Source organism: Nitrosospira multiformis (genome assembly GCF_003050865.1).
Taxonomy (GTDB): domain Bacteria; phylum Pseudomonadota; class Gammaproteobacteria; order Burkholderiales; family Nitrosomonadaceae; genus Nitrosospira; species Nitrosospira multiformis_E.
The window spans coordinates 70,841-90,039 of sequence record NZ_QAOK01000005.1 but is presented as its reverse complement, the minus strand read 5'-3'; the positions used below and the strand labels follow the sequence as shown (position 1 = coordinate 90,039).

14 protein-coding genes are annotated in these 19,199 nt (G+C 55.7%); 5 read left to right on the top strand and 9 right to left on the bottom strand.

Annotated elements, in window-relative coordinates; genetic code table 11:
• Window positions 1-5: 5 nt before the first annotated feature.
• From C8R21_RS04275 to C8R21_RS04255, 5 genes are all read left to right on the top strand, one after another.
• A complete protein-coding gene (locus tag C8R21_RS04275) occupies window positions 6-908 on the top strand; it encodes a universal stress protein (protein ID WP_107761590.1) in 903 nt (300 codons plus the stop codon).
• A 48-nt stretch (window positions 909-956) separates the two neighbouring features.
• On the top strand, window positions 957-3,737 hold the full coding sequence (locus C8R21_RS04270) for a cation-transporting P-type ATPase (RefSeq protein WP_107761589.1): 2,781 nt from the start codon (window positions 957-959) through the stop codon (window positions 3,735-3,737).
• Window positions 3,738-3,797: 60 nt separating this feature from the next.
• Window positions 3,798-4,163: a BON domain-containing protein gene (locus C8R21_RS04265; protein WP_258192248.1), complete on the top strand. Its 366-nt coding sequence runs from the start codon at window positions 3,798-3,800 to the stop codon at window positions 4,161-4,163.
• A 196-nt stretch (window positions 4,164-4,359) separates the two neighbouring features.
• A complete protein-coding gene (locus C8R21_RS04260; protein ID WP_107761588.1) occupies window positions 4,360-6,033 on the top strand; it encodes a multicopper oxidase domain-containing protein in 1,674 nt (557 codons plus the stop codon).
• A gap of 18 nt (window positions 6,034-6,051) precedes the next feature.
• Window positions 6,052-6,963, top strand: a complete 912-nt coding sequence (locus C8R21_RS04255; protein ID WP_308811376.1) for a universal stress protein — start codon at window positions 6,052-6,054, stop codon at window positions 6,961-6,963.
• A 175-nt stretch (window positions 6,964-7,138) separates the two neighbouring features.
• Here the strand turns inward: C8R21_RS04255 and C8R21_RS04250 are convergent, their stop codons facing one another.
• From C8R21_RS04250 to hypF, 9 genes are all read right to left on the bottom strand, one after another.
• Window positions 7,139-9,808, bottom strand: coding sequence for a bifunctional acetate--CoA ligase family protein/GNAT family N-acetyltransferase (locus C8R21_RS04250; protein ID WP_107761587.1), 2,670 nt, complete (start codon window positions 9,806-9,808; stop codon window positions 7,139-7,141).
• Complete coding sequence (locus tag C8R21_RS04245) at window positions 9,789-10,334, bottom strand: hydrogenase maturation protease (protein WP_107761586.1); 546 nt, start codon at window positions 10,332-10,334, stop codon at window positions 9,789-9,791. Before C8R21_RS04245 ends, C8R21_RS04250 begins: the two co-directional genes overlap by 20 nt.
• Window positions 10,298-11,020 carry a PEP-CTERM sorting domain-containing protein gene (locus C8R21_RS04240; RefSeq protein WP_107761585.1) on the bottom strand — a complete coding sequence of 241 codons (723 nt, stop codon included), beginning with the start codon at window positions 11,018-11,020 and terminating at the stop codon, window positions 10,298-10,300. The genes C8R21_RS04245 and C8R21_RS04240 overlap by 37 nt, the downstream gene beginning before the upstream one ends.
• 199 nt (window positions 11,021-11,219) lie before the next feature.
• Complete coding sequence (locus C8R21_RS04235) at window positions 11,220-12,701, bottom strand: Ni/Fe hydrogenase subunit alpha (protein ID WP_107761584.1); 1,482 nt, start codon at window positions 12,699-12,701, stop codon at window positions 11,220-11,222.
• 44 nt (window positions 12,702-12,745) lie between these two features.
• Complete coding sequence (locus tag C8R21_RS04230) at window positions 12,746-13,294, bottom strand: NADP oxidoreductase (RefSeq protein WP_107761583.1); 549 nt, start codon at window positions 13,292-13,294, stop codon at window positions 12,746-12,748.
• The gene (locus tag C8R21_RS04225; RefSeq protein WP_308811375.1) at window positions 13,284-14,036 is read right to left on the bottom strand and encodes a 2Fe-2S iron-sulfur cluster-binding protein; all 753 of its coding nucleotides are present in this window, start codon (window positions 14,034-14,036) and stop codon (window positions 13,284-13,286) included. The genes C8R21_RS04230 and C8R21_RS04225 overlap by 11 nt, the downstream gene beginning before the upstream one ends.
• Entirely contained in the window at window positions 14,018-15,814 is a 1,797-nt protein-coding gene (locus C8R21_RS04220; RefSeq protein WP_107761581.1) for an NADH-ubiquinone oxidoreductase-F iron-sulfur binding region domain-containing protein, read from the bottom strand. Before C8R21_RS04220 ends, C8R21_RS04225 begins: the two co-directional genes overlap by 19 nt.
• A gap of 6 nt (window positions 15,815-15,820) precedes the next feature.
• The gene (gene hypE, locus C8R21_RS04215; protein WP_107761580.1) at window positions 15,821-16,825 is read right to left on the bottom strand and encodes a hydrogenase expression/formation protein HypE; all 1,005 of its coding nucleotides are present in this window, start codon (window positions 16,823-16,825) and stop codon (window positions 15,821-15,823) included.
• Window positions 16,818-19,127 (bottom strand): carbamoyltransferase HypF, encoded by a 2,310-nt coding sequence (gene hypF / locus C8R21_RS04210; protein ID WP_107761640.1) that lies wholly within the window; start codon window positions 19,125-19,127, stop codon window positions 16,818-16,820. The genes hypE and hypF overlap by 8 nt, the downstream gene beginning before the upstream one ends.
• Window positions 19,128-19,199: the final 72 nt, after the last annotated feature.

Genomic DNA, 19,199 nt, shown 5'->3' with positions numbered 1-19,199 from the left:
GGTGTATGCGTGACATTAAAAGTATTCTGGTAGCAATTGACTTTTCCCAGTTCTCCCGTTGGGCGGGTAAGCGAGCGGGCATGCTGGCAGCTCTTCTGGAGTCGGACACAATTGATTTGTTGACTGTGAAAGAAGCAGGATTGCCCGACACGCTGGCGCTTGTTCTCAAGAGTACGCCTGGGGCAGCCGAGGTGGTTCTCGTCGAGCGGGCGATACGCGAGTTAGGACTGATCTCTGCGCATCTGCAGGATAACCATGGTATCCGCTGTACCAGAACGGTCAGGTTTGGGAGACCTGAGAAAGAGATTGTTGCAAGAGCAGATGAGTTGCCTGCGGATTTAACGGTTATTGGCGAGCATGGAGGTCATTTTTTAACTTCTATTTTTCTCGGCAACACAGCCGATAAGGTGGCGCGGATGATTAAAACTCCTTTGCTGGTAATAAAGAAGGAAGCGATAACATCCTATCGACGAGTGCTGGTTCCAGTTGATTTTTCCGAAAACTCCAGAAGTGCGGTACAGATGGCGCTGAAGATTGCACCGGAGGCAAAAATCGATTTTCTACACGTATTTGATGTCGTACTGGAGGAGCAAATGCAGTTGGCAGGCATTGGGAACAACCTCGTTCACGACTACCATGTCAAAGCGGAAGAAGATGCCCGGCGCGATTTGAATCAGTTTATTGCGGGTATTCCGGAAGGGGATAATCGGGCAATTACCCGCGAGGTTGTTTTTGGCTATCCGGGTCATGTGATATGTGATCACGCAGAGCTAACCAGGCCAGACTTGATCGTCTTGGGAAAACATGGAAAATCCGGTCTCGAGGAACTGCTGCTGGGCAGTGTATCGCGGCATGTTCTTGAGCAATCCTCGTGCGATGTGCTCATAACAATCGGGCCTCGCCGTTGAACAGAATTCTCCGAAATATCAAAGCTGACCTTCCGCAGATTGTCCGGTATGCAAAGAGATTCTGCCCAGATAAAGGGGGATAATCAGCCTCAGCCTGAGGCGCAGCTATACCCACCGCAACCCTGGCACGCGCTCGAGCCGGCTTTTGTGCAGCAAAAGCTTGAAACCGCACCTGAGGGATTGACTGACGCCGAAGCCCGGCGCAGGCTCGAACAATACAGACCCAACCGTCTTGCGCCACCGAAGCGCAGAAGCGCTCTGGTGCGTCTGCTGATGCAGTTTCATAACATTCTCCTCTACGTCATGCTAGGGGCGGCAGCCATCACCGCTTTTCTTGACCATTGGTTGGATACAGGCGTCTTGCTGGGCGCAGTAGTGATCAACGCGATCATCGGCTTCATTCAGGAAGGCAGGGCGGAAGAGGCTCTCGACTCCATACGCTCCATGCTTTCGCCACATGCCACCGTGATTCGGGGTGGAATCCGGCGACAGATTGATGCGGCCGAACTGGTGCCGGGAGATGTCGTCGCGCTTTCTTCCGGTGATAGGGTTCCGGCGGACGTGCGTTTGCTGAGTGCGCGGGAATTTAGGATCGAGGAAGCCGCACTGACCGGCGAATCGGTGCCGGTGGAAAAACGCGTGGAACCGGTGGCGGAGGATGCGCCCTTGGGCGATCGCTACAGTATGGCGTACTCGGGCACTTTTGTCGTTTATGGTCAAGCGTCCGGGATTGTAGTTGCCACGGGAGAGAGTACCGAATTTGGCAGGATAAGTACGATGCTGGCAGGCATCGAGAGCCGCGATACGCCACTGCTCCGCCAGATCAACCGTTTTGGGCGAGGACTGGCCGTGGTTATCCTTGGGGTGGCGGGGTCGACATTCATTTTCGGCACGCTTGTTCGCGGTCATCCCCCAACGGAGATGTTCCTGATGGTGGTCGCGCTGGCTGCTTCTGCAATTCCCGAGGGATTGCCGGCGATCATGACCGTTACCCTGGCGATCGGAGTACAACGGATGGCGCGGCACAAGGCGATCATCCGCCGTCTGCCTGCGGTCGAGACCTTGGGCTCAGTTACAGTCATCTGCTCGGACAAGACTGGAACCCTGACGCGCAATGAAATGACGGTGCAGCGGGTAGTTTGTGCCAGCCATGTATTCAATGTTGGTGGCATAGGCTACGCTCCGTTTGGCGACTTCAGCGTCGATGGCAAGGTAATGGAGGCTAGCAAGCGCCCTGTGCTTTCAATGGCGCTGCGAGCCGGCATGCTGTGCAATGACGCCTCCCTGCGAGAAGAGGAAGAAGGTTTGTGGCGGATTGACGGGGATCCGACTGAAGGAGCGCTGCTTGTTCTGGGACACAAGGCAGGCTTCGTCCAGGACGCGGCACTGGGCGCGTGGCCGAGGATGGATTGCATTCCATTCGAATCTGAATACCGCTTTATGGCTACGCACCACCTCGATCCTGACGGGGAGTCCTGGTTGTTCGCCAAGGGAGCGCCTGAGCGTATCCTCGATATCTGTTCCCATCAGTTCGGCCACGACAGCCTGGTGCCGCTTGACCCGGATTACTGGAACCGGATGGCTGCGGAAACAGCGGCACAGGGATTGCGTGTGCTTGCAATTGCCTGCAAGTGTACCGCTCCTGCCACACATCAATTACGGTTCGAGGATGTGGAGAAGGGCTACGGTTTGCTTGCTCTGGTCGGAATTATCGATCCCCCCCGAGAGGAAGCGATCGTCGCCGTGGAAGAATGCCATCGCGCCGGGATTCGCGTGAAGATGATTACCGGCGATCATGTCGATACGGCTCGCGCCATTGGTGCGCAACTGGCAATCGGTGCAGGAAAGCCCGCTATCACGGGTCCCGAGATAGACGTAATGGATAACGCGACGCTGCGAGGCATGGTCATGCACGCAGACATTTTTGCCCGTGCCAGCCCCGAGCACAAGTTGCGTCTCATTGAGGCGCTGCATGACGCCGGGCAGGTCGTGGCAATGACAGGCGACGGAGTGAATGATGCCCCTGCTCTCAAGCGCGCCGATGTGGGCGTAGCGATGGGCATGAAAGGCACGGAGGCGGCCAAGGAAGCCTCCGACATGGTACTCGCTGACGACAACTTTGCCACGATTGTCACTGCCGTTCGCGAAGGCCGCGCGGTGTACGACAACCTGAAGAAATTCATTCTCTTCATGTTGCCCACCAATGGGGGAGAAGCCCTCGTGGTCCTTGCAGCAATCGTATTCGAGCTGACGTTGCCACTCACACCTGCCCAGGTGTTGTGGATCAACATGGTTACATCCAGTACGCTGGGCCTGGCGCTGGCTTTTGAGCCGACGGAGGGCAATATCATGTCGCGTCGCCCGCGGCCTCCCGGCGAGCCTTTGCTGTCCGGCTTCTTTATCTGGCGAGTCGTCATGGTTTCCGTTCTCATGATGACCGGGGGGCTCGGCCTTTTCCTGTGGGAACTGGATAGCGGCACGAGTTTGGAAGTGGCCCGCACGATGGCGGTCAATGCAATCGTCGCCGCAGAGATGTTCTATCTCATCAACAGCCGCCACATTCTTGATCCGGTCATCAACCTTGAAGGCCTCACCGGCAATGGTTATGCGCTTCTGGCAATTGCCGTCTGCATCCCCTTACAGCTGGCGTTTACACATGCTGCCGTCATGCAACATATTTTCGGTTCGGCTGACCTGACCCTTCTGGAATGGTTTAAGGTAGTCTGTGCCGGACTGTTCGTGTTCGGAGTGGCCGAATTTGAAAAGCTTGTGGTCAGACGCCTGCAGCAGAGCAAATATATGCCTGTTGCAAACGCGGGCAGAGGCTAGAATGAATTGTCTGCCTGATCCATTTAACTGCCTGCCAAGTTCAAGTTCCAGGGATCATTTATGCTTTTTCTGAATGCAATTAACAGTTTTCTCGTGTTCTTCTTTGCTGCCTTGCTTGTTTGGCTTCCTGCTAGCTCCGTGATGGCTGCACAGGAAAAGGAGCACCTGGAGATGGCCAGCAAGACGGGCAGGCGCGATATGGATGAAAATGCAGATTTAGCCATTACCGCCAGGGTGAAAACCGCGATTTCCGAAGAACCCTCGCTTAGAGACGAGGAGATCGGGGTTGAAACGAGTCAAGGCAATGTCAGATTGACGGGTAGGGTGAGTTCCATTCTCGTCATGGAAAAAGTGATTGAAGTTGCACGAGAGGTGCAAGGGGTAAGAGCGGTGAAAGATGAGATGCAGTTCAAGTGGCAGTATTAGTGCATTATCGGGAGCGGCAGATGAGCGGACCCACTCGACTCCAGTTATTCAAGGTAGCGAAAGGAAGTCTCATCGTAGACAGGATACAAGACTTAACTGCATTTCTCCCTCCCTCGCTGCCAAAGGAGCAATCCTGAATGCTCATGCCCTGGTGCCAGGTTCTAAACCCGTTGCAGCATGGAAAAAGGGATAAATCATGAAAGATTACGATCGTAAGCGGCGACAATTCTTGCAGTATCTATTGGCTGGCACTGCGGCTGCGGCATTTCCTGGTTTTGGGTTAGCTCAAGACAGACGAATGTTGAACGCTAAACCCGATCCGAATTTCAAGCCCGATGTGGAAATCGAGTTTGTCGCCCAATTAGCCGAGGTCCCGATACTACCGGGGCCCAGCACGAGTGTTTTCAGATACGACGGGAAAGTATTGAAAGGGCCTCAAGCGGCCCTGTTGAAAAGCGCCCCGGGTTATCTGGGACCCATCATGAATCTTGTCCAGGGGCAAAAGGTGCGCATTTTTTATTACAACAAGTTGCCCGAGCCGTCCATCATGCATTGGCATGGCATGCACGTGCCCCAGAAAATGGATGGTCATCCCATGTACGCGATAGAGCCGGGTGAAAGGTACGTGTATGAGTTTGAAGTAAAGAACCCGGCAGGCACAAACTGGTATCACGCTCATCCCCACGAAATGACGGGACCCCAAGTCTATCGCGGCCAGGCGGGATTGATCACCATAAGGGACGAGCAGGAGCGGAAGCTGGATTTGCCTGATGGGGAGTACGATCTTCCGCTGACCATCCAGGACCGCCGCTTTACTGCGGGGAACCAGTTGCAATACATTTTTGGAATGCATGAGCGGATGACCGGCTTTCTTGGGGACACCATTCTGGTCAATGGCCGGGCAGATGCCATTATTCCCGTAAAAACCCGTGCCTATCGGATACGCGTTTTCAATGGCTCCAACTCGCGCATATACAAGCTGGGGTGGGAGGACGGTACGCCCCTGACAGCGATCGGCACCGATGGAGGATTGCTGGAAGACCCGCAAACGTTTCCATACATCATGCTGGCACCCGCGGAGCGGGTCGAGCTTTGGGTGGATTTCAGCGGCCGCAAACCTGGAACGGATTTGATGCTCCGGAGCCTCGAGTACGACTTTCCCCAGATGGGAATGGGGATGGGTGGCGGCATGGAGATGCATGGTGGCATGGGCCGCGGGAGAATGGGTGGCAGAGGTGGCATGGGCATGGGAACAGGAAGGCTGCCCCAAGGTAAAGATTTTCCGATCGTCAGATTCCATATTGTTGAGAAAATCGGCGAGTCGCCTGAGCTGCCGAAAAGACTGGTGAAAATGCGGAATCTGACGGAGAAAGATGTTGCCAATCCCGGCCGGCCTGTTCCAATCGCCGCCTCCATGGAGCATATGTCACCCCTCTTGAACAGCGCGTCTTTCGAAATGGATGAAGTGATGGATATCGAACGAATCCCGGTCAATACCATCCAGAAGGTCCGCATAACCAACGAGCATGGGTCCATGGGGAGTGGAATGGGTGGGAGGGGCCCGATGGGAGGAAGAATGGGGGGAATGAGGGGGGGCATGGGCATGATGATGTTGCCGCATCCCATCCATATGCACGGTCAGCAGTTTCGCATCATTTCACGCAAGCTGAAAGATGGGAATATGGATAGTTATGCCACCGTCCGTGACGGTTTCATTAATAGCGGATGGAAAGATACTGTGTTGGTCATGCCGAACGAGGAAATTGACGTTATCAAACCCTTCGAGGACTATACGGGATTGTTTCTCTATCACTGCCACAATCTGGAGCATGAAGACCTGGGCATGATGCGGAATTTTTATGTGAGTTAACGTGCTCCGACATCGGTTATGAAGGAAAACTATTTTATGTTGTCTATAAAGCGAATAGTGGTTGGTACTGACATGTCTCCGCTTGCAAGTTGGGCCGCAGCACGAGCCGCCTTGCTGGCGCATGAATCAGGGAGCGAGTCTGTTGATTTGATACATGTCATAGATAACCTTGCCATTGAAACGCTACGTCATCTAATGAAGACGCCGCTGGAAACCGAGCGTCGATTGATGGAGCTGTCGCGTAAGCAATTAACCGAAATTGAACGCACACTTTCCGAAAAATATCAGATTCCGGTGTCGGCCACGACACTGAATGTAGGACGTCCTTATACCGAAATTGTCCGCTATGCCGAGTTCCTGAATGCCGACCTTGTGGTGCTCGGCGCTCATGGCGGCGGGTTGGTGCGAGAGTTGTTTGTCGGCTCTACCGTCGACAGGGTGCTGCGCAAGCTTGCCCGTCCGGTGCTGATCGTCAAACGCGAGCCTCAGGTACCGTACCGGAAAGTGCTGATCCCTGTGGATTTCTCCGAATTTTCCGGGCAGGCAACGGAATTTGCCATGAATATTGCTCCGCATGCAAGCATTACTGCTCTACACGCGTTTGAGGTGCCATTCAAAGCCAGCCTGGAATCCGCTGGTGTAGACGATGATCTGGTTCAGATTTACGAGAGCGAAGTTCAAGCACAAAAGAAAAAGGAGATGGAGCAATTTATCTCCGAATTGGGAGCGCCGAAGGCCACCTTATCCAGTATCATGGAATTGGGCCCTGCATCTGCTGTAATCCGTAAAAATCTGGAAGTGCTTGACCCCGATCTGATCGTCATCGGCAAACAGGGGCAGTCCGGGCAGGACGAGACGCTGCTTGGCGGTGTAACAAGGCGCTTGATACAAGAGGCAAGCTGCGACATATTGGTAGTACCGCTGTTCTGAAATGTATTGGCTTGGATTTGATTTGACAAACAATGTCAGATTCGAACTGTCGCTAAACGCCAGGAACAGGCTTTCACTCCGCAAAAAAAAGCTACAAGGGACGCATGTTCTTCCATAGCGCTGAATCAGCTTTTGCTTAAGCAGCCTTGCGGCGGGCGGCATAACGATACCATCGCTACAACAGCCTGCTCACTTTCATGAGTCCGTGGTCCTCCTTGTCGGGCTTGATGGCGAAACCGAGGTCACTCATGAATTTGAGCATGCGGTGATTGTTGTTGAGCACATTGCCTTCAATCTCTTTCAGCCCCTGCTCACGGGCAGCAGCCATCAGGGAAACCATCAATTTCCCTCCCAATCCTTTTCCAGCAATGCTGTCGGCCACAGCCAACGCGAAATTGCAGGAATTTCCATCTGGATTGATGACATAGCGGGCAACACCCAGGGCGGCTTCGTGGCCTTTATCCTGGGTAACGGCGATGAGCGCCATCTCCCGGCCATAGTCGATCTGGGTGAGCGATGCCAGCAGCGTTTCCGGCAACTCCTGCATTGCCTGCATGAAGCGGAAATACCGGGATTCCTTCGATAGTCCCCGAATAAATCGCTGGTCCAGTTCGGCATCTTCCGGGCGGATCGGACGAATGATGATGTCGGTTCCATCAGAAAGCTGCCAATGGCTAACAAGGTGGGCCGGATAGGGGGCTATGGCCATGTGCGCATAGCGGTCAGCGCTGGGTTGCCGGTATTCCACGACGATGCGGGCGTCTGCGGCCAAGGCGCCTGCCTCATCGAGGATGAGTGGGTTGATGTCCATTTCCCTGAGGAAGGGCAGTTCGCACACCATTTCCGAGACTCGTAAAAGTATGTCTTCCAGCGCTTCAAGGTTGACTGGTGGCATTTGCCGGAAAGCCACCAGCAGGCGAGCAATGTTGGCTTCCCTTATCAGCTCCCCTGACAGAAATTTGTTTAGCGGCGGCAGGGCAACGGCAGGAGTGCTCTTTACCTCGACGTCGGTGCCGCCCGAACCGAACGTGATGACAGGTCCGAACGCCGGATCGCTGGTAACCCCGATCATCAATTCCCGGCCATTGGCCTTGCGGATCATGGGTTCGATGGAAACCCCATCCAGATGTGCCTCAGGGCGTTTCCCCCGCACGGTATCCAGCATATCCTGATACGCGGCACGCACTTCGTGGGCATTTTTCAGGTTGAGCAGCACGCCGCCGACGTCGGTCTTATGAGTGATATCGCGTGAGTTGATTTTCATTGCTACTGGAAATCCCAACTGCTGCGCGATGAGAAGTGCCTCGGCCGGCGAGCGGGCGAGCATCGTCGGGGCGACGGGAATATGGAATGCCGCCAGAACCGCCTTGGATTCCATTGCCGTCAATATTGTCCGCTGTTCCTGCATGGCCCCTTCGATAATCAGCCGGGCGCTTTCCACGTTGGGTTCGAGATAATGCGAAAGCGGGCCGGGCATTTGCCCCAGCAATTGCTGGTTGCGGTAATAGGCCGAGAGATGAGAAAAAACCTCAACCGCGGGCTCGGGGGTACGAAAGTAGGGGATACGGGCCTGGGCGAAGGCCTCTCGCGCCGAGGCAACTTGTGCTTCGCCCATCCAGCAGGCCAGCAGTGGCTTGCAGTGCGCGGCCGAAAGCGCTATCAGCGCCTGTGCCGATTCGAGTGGCGCCGTCATGGCCTGGGGGGTGAGTATGGCCAGCACCCCGTCCACGTTTCCGTCTTCGAGGCAGGCTTTCACGGCGTGATGGTAACGATCCGCTCCGGCATCGCCGATAATGTCGACCGGATTTCCGCGTGACCAATGCCGGGGCAGATGCTGATCAAGGTATTGAAGCGTGGCATCTCCAAGAGGCGCCAGCACCAGGCCAAGGTCTTCTGCCCGGTCGGCCGCCATTACGCCCGGACCTCCCCCATTGGTTACAATGGCGAGCCGATTGCCGAATCGGCAGAAATTAAGCGATAACGCTTTCGCTGCTGTAAAGAGCTGGGTAACGGTCTGCACACGCACCGCGCCAACCCGGTTGAGTGCCGCATTGAATACATTATCGGCTCCCACCAGTGCAGCGGTATGTGAGCGCGCCGCCTTTGCCCCCGCCGCGTGGCGGCCCACCTTGACGAGGATGACCGGTTTTATCCGTGTCGCAGCCCTCAGGGCGCTCATAAATCGGCGTGCGTTGCGAACACCCTCTATGTACATCAGGATGCTTTGCGTGCTGGAGTCAGCCACGAGATAATCGAGGATCTCACCAAAATCGACATCGGTCGACGACCCCATCGAAACGATGCTTGAAAAGCCCACGTCGTTGTTTTGCGCCCAATCCAGAATGGCGGTACAGAGCGCGCCGGACTGGGAGACGAACGCGATGTTCCCGCTGTTGGCTCCCCCCTTGTAAAACGTGGCATTGAGCCCGATTGAGGGGCGCATGATGCCTAGGCAGTTGGGGCCGATGAGGCGGATTCCGTGGGCTCGGGCGGTGGCCAGCAATTGCTCCTCCAGGCCATCGCCAGCCTCGCGAAACCCAGCAGTGATGATGACTGCGGCCTTCACGCCCTCGTTTCCACAGTTCTCGATAATCCCAGGCACTGTCTGGGGCGGCGTTGCAATCACCGCCAGTTCAACCGGCTCGTGAATCACGCTGATGGAGGAATAGGCTGGTTTTCCCTGTACCTCGGTATATTTCGGGTTGATGGGGTAGAGCGCGCCCTGAAAACCGCTTTTCAACATGTTTTCAAACACTACATAGCCCACCTTGCCCGGACTGTTGCTTGCCCCAAACACGGCCACCGATTTGGGTGTAAAAAGGGGGCTAAGGTAGTGTTTGCTCATGGTTCACCCATTTCTCCCACGCGATTAAGTCAAGGTCGGAACATAACCCTTTTACCAGATCGAAGGAAGCGTCCAGATTGACTGTAGCTTCCGGACTAAGCGGCTCGCCCAATTCGAAGCGCTCACCCCGAACTTGGAGCAGATAAGCAGGGGGAGGGATTCCATACAGGTTTTGGTAAGCATGCAAGAGCGCCATGGGACTCATGATATGGCTTGTAAAACTGGCATCTTTGCGCGCATTAAGTCGTGAAAAGGCGTAAGGCCGCACACAGGAGACGCTGGCATCTACGAACAGCACCCTGTCGCGGCTTTGCAGGTCCAGTGCATGCTCGATCTGGAGCTGAAAATCGGTGAGCAGCTCTACATTGGGCAAGCCAAGTGCTTCCAGGCGCTCTATCAGCAGGGGCCCGAGCGCATCATCCCCCCGGCTGGGGTTGCCATATCCGAAGACCAGTAGAGGAGGTGTTAAATCTGAAATGCCTGAGATCTTTAAGCTTCGCGCCGTGTCCGCCTCTTCGCCCCGCACCCCAAAAGTATGAGTCCGGCAAGAAGCATAGTGTAAACCTCAGGCTCGGGCACCACTTGGGCTACATTGACCATGATGGCACCGCTATTGTTCAACCATTCGCCACCATCCATCGTCCCCAGGAAAAGGCGAGTTGCAGAGGATGGAATGGAAAATTGCTGTATGGTGCCTCCGGACGTCATTCCATCGCCAATAAAGAACACCTGCTTGGGCTCCGGCGACAAGGCGGTAAAATTCAGGCCAGTTGCCTCAAAGTCAAGTTTGGAAGGCGCTGGGGTCAAGTCAGGTCTGCTGTCCGTCAAAAATACGCCAACCAGGGAATTGATTGGAGACTTGATATCCGATATCCCATTCTGGGCATCCTCCCCGTGGTCATAGAACAGGACACCGTTGTATACGTTACCATCGATGGAACTGCAATTTGTTCCATCGCAAGTAGGAGTATTGCTGACTCCACCGGTAGCCCCTGTGAATGTCAGTATTCCGCCGGCTGCAAGGTTCAACCCGGGGACCTCTACCGGGGATTGATAAGGAGCCTGGTCAGGTGGTGCGGTTGATCCATCTGGCATTCCTGCCAGGTAAGGGTTGGCAGTTCCCGGGATAGAAACCGAAACAGCTTGTGCAAATCCCGAAAACAAGAATAGGAAGGCGTACGTAAGGACACCTGTAAACGACGTAATTTTCATTTCACCGCTCCTTGTCTGTATTTGTTAAAAGTGTGTTTATGAACGGTCCAGTGTTTTTCGCAAATCTCTCCCTTGCTGGTTCTCTCTCTTCTGAGCCGAGGGGTTGATGATATTTCCAGCTACGGGTTGTGCTAATTTCAAAAACAGCAGTTGAGATTATCGAGCATCGCAGACATTGTGCCGAGTTGATAATAGGTAGTTAAGCGTGATGCTTCCCGTCGGAATCCTTGATCAGGTGCTGTACCCTCGCGCCCTCCGCATTGATCAGTTCCACTTCCAGCGGCATCTTTCCAAGAGCATGGGTCGCGCAGGAAAGACAGGGGTCGAACGCGCGAATCGCTACTTCGATATAATTGAGCAACCCTTCGGTCAATTGCTGCCCGTCGAGATATTGCAGCGCCACCTGTCGTATGGCTTCGTTCATAGCCTGGTTATTATGCGTGGTGGCTACAATCAGGTTGGCGCGCACGATTTGCTCGTCTTCGTTGATGCGATAGTGGTGGATCAGGGTGCCGCGGGGCGCTTCGATTACGCCCACGCCGCGCAACTGCCGCTCCCCGGTATTCACCAGGTCGTTGCTCAGCAAATCGTCATCGTGCAACAGCTCCCGTATCGCCTCCGCGGAGTGGAGCATTTCGATCATGCGCGCCCAGTGAAAGGAGAGTGTGGCATGGGTCGCACGTCCTTCGTCATATTCCTTGAAAATTTTGCGCTCGGCCTCGGCGAGTGGGGTGGGGATAAAATCGCAGTTGTTGACGCGCGCCAGCGGCCCCACCCGATACCAGCCTTCCTCCCTGCCTTGGGAACGTATGAACGGAAATTTCATGTAGGACCATGATTTCACCTCCTCGTGGATGTAATCCCCGTAGTGGCTGTAGTCCACATGGTCGAAAATCGTCTGGCCCTTGTCATCTATAGCCCGCAAGCCCCCGTGGTACAGGTCCATGGCGCCGTCTTCACGCACCAGACTCATGAAACTCGAACGGTAATAGCCAAAGTCGTTGTAAAAATCCTTGTGATCGCCGTAGAGGCGCTTGATCAGATTCACTGCCTCCTGGCTCCAGCGCACCACCTGGTCTATTTCGGCGAGCAGCCAATCCCGATCTTCGCAAGACAAATTTTTGCTCATGCCCCCCGGAATCACACCGGTACCATGCACCCGCTTGCCGCTCGTCATGCGGATGACTTCCTGGCCGAACTTGCGCAATCCGACCCCCTGCCTGGCAATATCGGGGAATTCCATGGCAAGACCCGCGATGTTGCGCTTCCCCACCTCCGCATCGAAACCGAAGAGCAGGTCGGGAGAGGAAAGATGGAAAAAATGCAGCGCGTGCGATTGCAGCATCTGACCCATGTGCATGAGGCGGCGCAACTTGTCGGCAGCCGGGGGAGGCGTTGCGCCCACGATCACATCCATCGCCTTGGAAGCGGCAAGATTGTGGCTTACCGGGCAAATGCCGCAGAGGCGTTGTACCAGTACCGGCACTTCGGTATAGGGACGTCCCTGGATGAATTTCTCGAAGCCGCGGAATTCGACGATATGAAACCGCGCCTGGTGCACCCGGTTATCCTCATCCAGGAGGATGGTCACTTTGCCATGACCTTCCACGCGGGTGACCGGCTCGATTACCACCCGTTTCAGCTTTTCCGGATGGACGGCAGTTTCCAGTTCACGCGGCATTTCGCACTCCTGAACCCACAGTTGCCCATGCGAGAAATGGGCAGTTAATCGTACCGCAGCAATTCATAGTCGATTTCCGGCTCCTTTCCCTGGATCAGGTCAGTGAGAAATTTCCAGATCGCTTCCGCCGGGGGAGGGCAGCCATGCAGAAAATAATCCACTTTGACAACCTCGTAGATGGGGTACACCTTATCGAAGGGAAGCGGCAACTCCGAATCGTTGGGTATCTGCTTGCCTTCTGTTCCCGGGTCATACAGGTACACCTCTTGAAAGCAGTCCCACAAGTCGATATTGTTGCGCAGGGCAGGGACATTACCGGTAATCGCACAAGGGCCGATTGCAACCAGCACCTTGCAATTCTCACGGAATTCCCTAAGCACGCGGGCATTCTCCGCATTGCTGACACCGCCTTCGACAATGCCTATATCGCACGGGCCGCAATGCTTGATATCCGTGAAGGGAGTACGGTCGAATTCGACCATCTTCAGAAGATCAAACAGCCTCTCGTCGATATCGAGCATGGAGGTATGGCATCCGAAGCATCCCGCTAGGGAACAGGTTGCGATGCGAATCTTGCGTTTTTCATCCGCCATCCGGTCCGTCCTTCGGCTCGACTCGTTTCTGCTGCTCCAGATGGAATTCGCGCAGCGTCTTCTGATCGAATGTGCGCTTGCCGATAGGCATGGTGTAGCCCTTGCGTTTGATCAGAATCGCCCCTGTAGGGCAGACATGGGCAGCCTTGTCGGTGACTGTCATGTTCGTGTCGCCCAGCTTGCCGCTCTCCGAATTGACTACCAGATGAGAATCTATACCTCGGCCTGAAATGCCGAACACGTTCTTTTTATCGATATCGCGGCTGGCACGAACGCAAAGCTCACACAGAATGCAGCGATTGAGATCGAGAAAAATATCGGGGTGCGAAGCATCCACCCTGCGCGGCGGATAGAAATGCATGAAGCGCGGACTTTGCATGTGCAGGTAGTAGCCTGCCGCCTGCAACTGGCAATTTCCCGTCGCCTCGCAGGCCGGACAGATATGATTGCCTTCGACGAACAGCATTTGCACCAAGGCCTTGCGATCCTCATTCAACTCCGGCGTGTCGTTGATCACCACCATATCGGGGGAAGCCGGCATGGTGCAGGAAGTCACATTACGTCCATTGGCCTCCACTACACACAACTTGCAGCTGCCGTGCGGCTTGAACTCGGGATTGTGGCAAAGGTGAGGGATGTAAACCCCAGCCTCCAGCGCGGCATCCATAATGGTCTGGCCGCCGGTGAATGGCACCGTTTTTCCGTCGATCGTAATGGTTCCACTCATGGCAGATGGGCCCACGGATCGTCCCTTCCAGTGATCCTGCGCGCTGTGGCCAGTGCAGCATCCAGATCGAAAGCCGGCTCGAACGACAGGCTCGTGAGCTTTTGCTCGTAAGCACCGGGAAATTTCTGGAGCATATCCAGCACCGGATTCGGAGCCGTATGTCCCAGTCCGCAGTGGCTCATGGTTCTCATAAGGTGTCCCAGCTGCTTCAGCTCTTCGAGATCTGAGGCTGTGCCATGACCGTTTGCGATCTTGTCCACGATCTTTTTCTGTAATTGCGTTCCCACTCGGCAGGGCGTGCAGAAACCGCAGCTTTCGTGCGCGAAGAAGTGGGCGTAATTGCGCACGGCTTCCAATATGTCGCGCCCTCGCCTGAATATGGTGAAGGCGCCCGCAGTGGGCAAGTCTTCAAACGAAATGGTACGCTCGAATTCCTGCCAGGAAACAAGAATGCCGGACGGACCGCCGACTTGAACAGCATAGGGTTCCTGCGCGCCACAGTCTTCCAGTATTTTTTGCACCGATACACCGAACGGATATTCGTAAATGCCGGGCAAAGTGCAGTCGCCTGCGATGCTGAGAACCTTGCTGCCGCTAGAGTCTCGCGTGCCCGTCTCCCTAAACCATTTTCCCCCACACGCCGCAATCATGGCTGCACAGGCAAACGTTTCCACGTTGTTCACGACTGTGGGCTGATCGAGATAGCCATGCTGTGCGGGGTAGGGCGGACGGTTGCGCGGCCTGCCCCGCCTGCCTTCAAGCGATTCGATCAATGCGGATTCTTCTCCACATATATATGCACCAGCGCCCAAATGGATCTCGATATCGAAGTCGAATCCGGGCTCGCCCAGGATGTTGCTGCCCAACAGGCCAGCCTCGCATCGCTGAACGAGTACTTCCTCGAGTTTTTTTAGCAGATACCGGTATTCTCCGCGCAGATATAAAAACCCCTTTGCAGAACCTAGCAGCCGCGCACCTACGGTCATGCCTTCAAACACCATATCCGCGTAACGGTTCAGCAATATGCGATCCTTGAAAGTTCCCGGCTCACCCTCATCTGCATTGCAAACGATATAACGCGCTGCCCCCTGAGAATTCCGGCAGGCGGTCCACTTGTCCGCCGTTACGTATCCCGCTCCACCGCGCCCTCTCAATCTGGACAATTTGAGTTCACCCAGGGTCGCATCGGCGCCACGCATGAGTGCTGCCCTGATCGCAGAGCCAGGTTCGAACGGTTCGCCCAGGAGCCTAGCGGTCCTGCGGATATTGTCATTAACCTCAAACAAAGTAGGCGGCCAGTCCGAAACGGGGGACTTGCTGAGGATCAAATCGGCGATGAGATCGATGCGCTCTCTGTTTAAGCGGGTAACAGGCCATCCATTGATCAGCGCGGCCGGCCCCTGATCACACATTCCGGTACAGGAAGTGAGATCGGTGCTGACCAGTTCATCTTCCGACACTTTGCCAGGCTCAAGCCACAGCCTGTTGCAGAAATGGCGCATTAGTTCCTCGTTACCCAGCATCCGGTCGGTCACGTTATCGGAAAACAGCACGCGGTATTGGCCTGCGGGTTCGAGCGAAAGAAAGGAGTAGAAACCTGCTGCGCCTTCCACGCTCACTCGGGGGAGATTGAGATGCTTGCCAATAGTGGTGATGGCTTCTGGAGGAATAAAGGCGTACATCTCCTGCACCTCGATCAGGATCTGAAGCAGGCGATGGGGCTCGCAGTCGTGCCGTTCGCATATGATTGCGAGCCGCTGCTCGATATCGGGAAGATCAGGGGGCTGCATCATTCATTTCTAGCATATTCGGGGGAGCGGGTCATCCTCCAGTTCATCCAGAATGCGCTCCCCACCTAGTTCGGTTTCGAGTACGACGTGCGGACGGCCCTGGTTCACGGTGCCGATAATTGCAGCTTCACGCCCCTGTGGCAGCGCCTGCAACCGGGCAAGCGCTTCTTCTGCCTGAGCAGATTCCACCACCGCCACCACCCGTCCTTCGCAAGCCAGATAAAAAGGATCGTACCCCAGCATTTCGCACACGGACGCTACCTGGTCGCGTACCGGAACCGCTAGCTGGTCGAGCCGCGCTTCCAGTCCCGTAGTGCGGCAAATTTCATGCAGAACGGTAGCAAGCCCGCCCCGCGTGGGGTCGCGCATGAAACGCAGGCCTGGCAACGGCACTAATGCCTGCGTCAAGGGAAGCACACTGGCTGCGTCCGACAGCAGCTCACCGCTTAAGCCAAATTGTTCCCGGGCCAGCATAACGGCAATGCCATGATCGCCTACCGGGCCGCTTACCAGAATGGAGTCTCCCGGCTGCACCCGGTTGAGGCCAAGTTCCAGATTTTTTGGCCTCACACCCACTCCGGTGACGGCAAGATACAGCCCGCCCCCTTGCCCACGAGGAAGAACCTTGGTGTCGCCCGCTACCACGGAAACATTCGCCTCCCGTGCCGTACTGGCGAGGCTGGCCACAATGCGTTCCAGCTGCGCCATATCGAAGCCTTCCTCAATAAAAGCGTTGAGTGTGAGATAACAGGGGCGGGCGCCGGATACGGCCAGATCGTTTACTGTTCCGTGCACTGCCAGGGAACCGATCGTGCCCCCAGGAAACTCCAGCGGCTGTACTGTAAAGCCGTCCGTGGTTATCATTATCACTCCCTCCATGGCAGGTAAGGCCGCTGCATCCGTCTGTACGTTGAGCAAGGGGTTGGAAAGGTGGCTCGCGAATACGGTTTCGATCAGCTCGCGCATGTAACGGCCGCCGTTGCCATGGGCCAGGCTGATGTGCCTATCATCCATGCGCACCAGCCTTGACGCCCGCACCCGCTTCAACCAATTGACCAAACGCAATGCCCCCATCATTGCAAGGCACTCTTTCCGGCAAATGTGCCGCAAACCCGGCGGCTGCCAGCTGCGAAACAGCCAGCTCGGCAAGCACTTTGTTCTGGAACACGCCGCCGGTCAGCCCCACTCGATCAAACGGTGTTGACGAATGGATGCGTTGCGCCTGGACCGCAATGGAATTTGCGAGACTCAAGTGAAATTGCATTGCCCTTCGCGCAACCGGAATCGCCTCACTGAGCAGTGCGGGGATGAGCGGTTCCCAGTCCACAGTGAGCAAACCGGTAGCGCCTTGGAAAAGAGGCAGATCAATTGCGTGCACGTCGCGTTCTAAATCGCAGGCTTCTGCAACATTTTCCAGATACATCCCGGCCTGGCCTTCGTAGCTCGCATGCCCGAGCACCCCGAGCAGGCTGGCGGCGCCGTCAAAAAGACGTCCCGCTGCGGTGGTGACGCGTGAATTTAGTCCTTTTTCCCATGCTTTTTTTAGCAGCCCCAGGCGGGTTCCCTTGAGGGGAGGCTCTCTTCCGCTTTCCCAGCAAAGCGCAGCAGCAGAACGCCACGGGGCCCGTCCTGCCTGCTCGCCTCCAGGTAGCCGGAACGGACGCAGGCGTGCGACTCGATGCCAGGCACCGGGCCGGCCAAGCAGCGCTTCGCCGCCCCAAAGGGTATTGTCTTCCCCCAGGCCGACGCCGTCCCAGGTGAAAGTCAGCCAGGTAAGTTCTCGTGAATGTTCAGCCGCCAAAGCGGATGCATGGGCATGATGGTGCCAGACGGGGATGAGTGGCAAACTCTGCCGATCCGCCCAGCGGCTGCTGGCATACCCTTTATGGGCATCGCAAACGATAGCCTGAGGGGAAGCGCCATACAACCGCTGCAAATCTGAAATAACCTGTTCGAATACTGCCATGCTTCGGGGAGCATCCAGGTCCCCGATATGGGGAGAAAGAATGGCTCGCCCGTTCCAGCCCAAGGCAATGCTATTTTTCATATGCCCGCCCACAGCAAGCAATGGCCGCGCAAACAGGCCAGGCAGGTCAAATTCAACCGGAGCAATTCCGCGTCCCACTCGAACCAAGCGAGACTTTCCTGCAATGACGCGAGCCACCGGATCATCCGCGGGACGCGCAATGGGGCGATTATGATGGAGAAAAACTCGAGTCACTCGGGCCAACCGCGTTTCCGCCTCTGCATTATCGGTCAATACTGGCTCTCCGCTCACATTTCCAGAGGTGGCCACTACCGGTTTATCCAATTCATCCAGCAACAAATGATGCAAGGGACTATAGGGGAGCATCGCGCCGATTTCCCTTATCCCCGGAGCGATAGATTGAGGCAACATTGAATCCCTGCGCCTTCGCAAGAGCACGATTGGCCGCGCTGGCCCGCACAACAATGCTTGCCCCTGTGCGTCGACTTCCAATTCATCCCGCACCTGCGCTAGTCCGTCCTCACCGCACCAGGGGAACATCAGCGCAAGCGGTTTATGTGGCCGGTGCTTGTTCGTGCGCAACTGCTCAATCGCTGTCTCGTTGCGGGCATCACACATCAGGTGATAACCGCCAATACCCTTCACTGCGACGATCTCGCCTCGCCGCAGAGCGGTAACAGAAGCTGCCAGCGCGGCAGGTCCGTCAACCCGGCCTTCGGGTGCCGACAGGCAAAGCTGCGGGCCACAGGCAGGACAAGCTACCGGTTCGGCATGAAAACGCCGGTCGCCGGGGTCTTCATACTCCCTGCGGCATTGCAAGCATAGTTCAAAGCCTGCCATCACAGTATTGGGACGATCGTAAGGCAGTTTGGTGATCAGCGTGTAGCGGGGACCGCACTGGGTGCAGTTAATGAAGGGATAGCGATAGCGCGTGTCACCCGGTGTTTGCATTTCCCGCTTGCAGTCATCGCACAAGAAATAATCAGGAGGAATGTGAATGCGCTCTGCCGAATTGTCCGAGCTTTGCAGGATTTCAAAGCCATCCCTTTTGAGGTAGGGGATTTTCTCAACGTGCACCATCTCCGGTTGGGCAAGAGGGGGTGCCTCGGCAAGCAGTGCGACACCAAACGCATCCAGAAGCTTTTTTTCTCCCGCTGCTTCGATTACCACCTGGTCGGAAGTATTCTGTACATGGCCAGTCAAGCGAAATCGTTGCGCCAGACGGTACACAAACGGGCGAAAACCTACGCCCTGCACCCGACCCCCTATGAGCCAGCGGCGCACTTCGGGCTTACACGGGCGAGTGATTTGTTCCTCTTTCACATTCATCGGGGCAGCAGGAAAAATGAGAGAAAAGGGCCGTACAGGATACAAGGCGAAGACACGTTCAGCTTCCAAGCC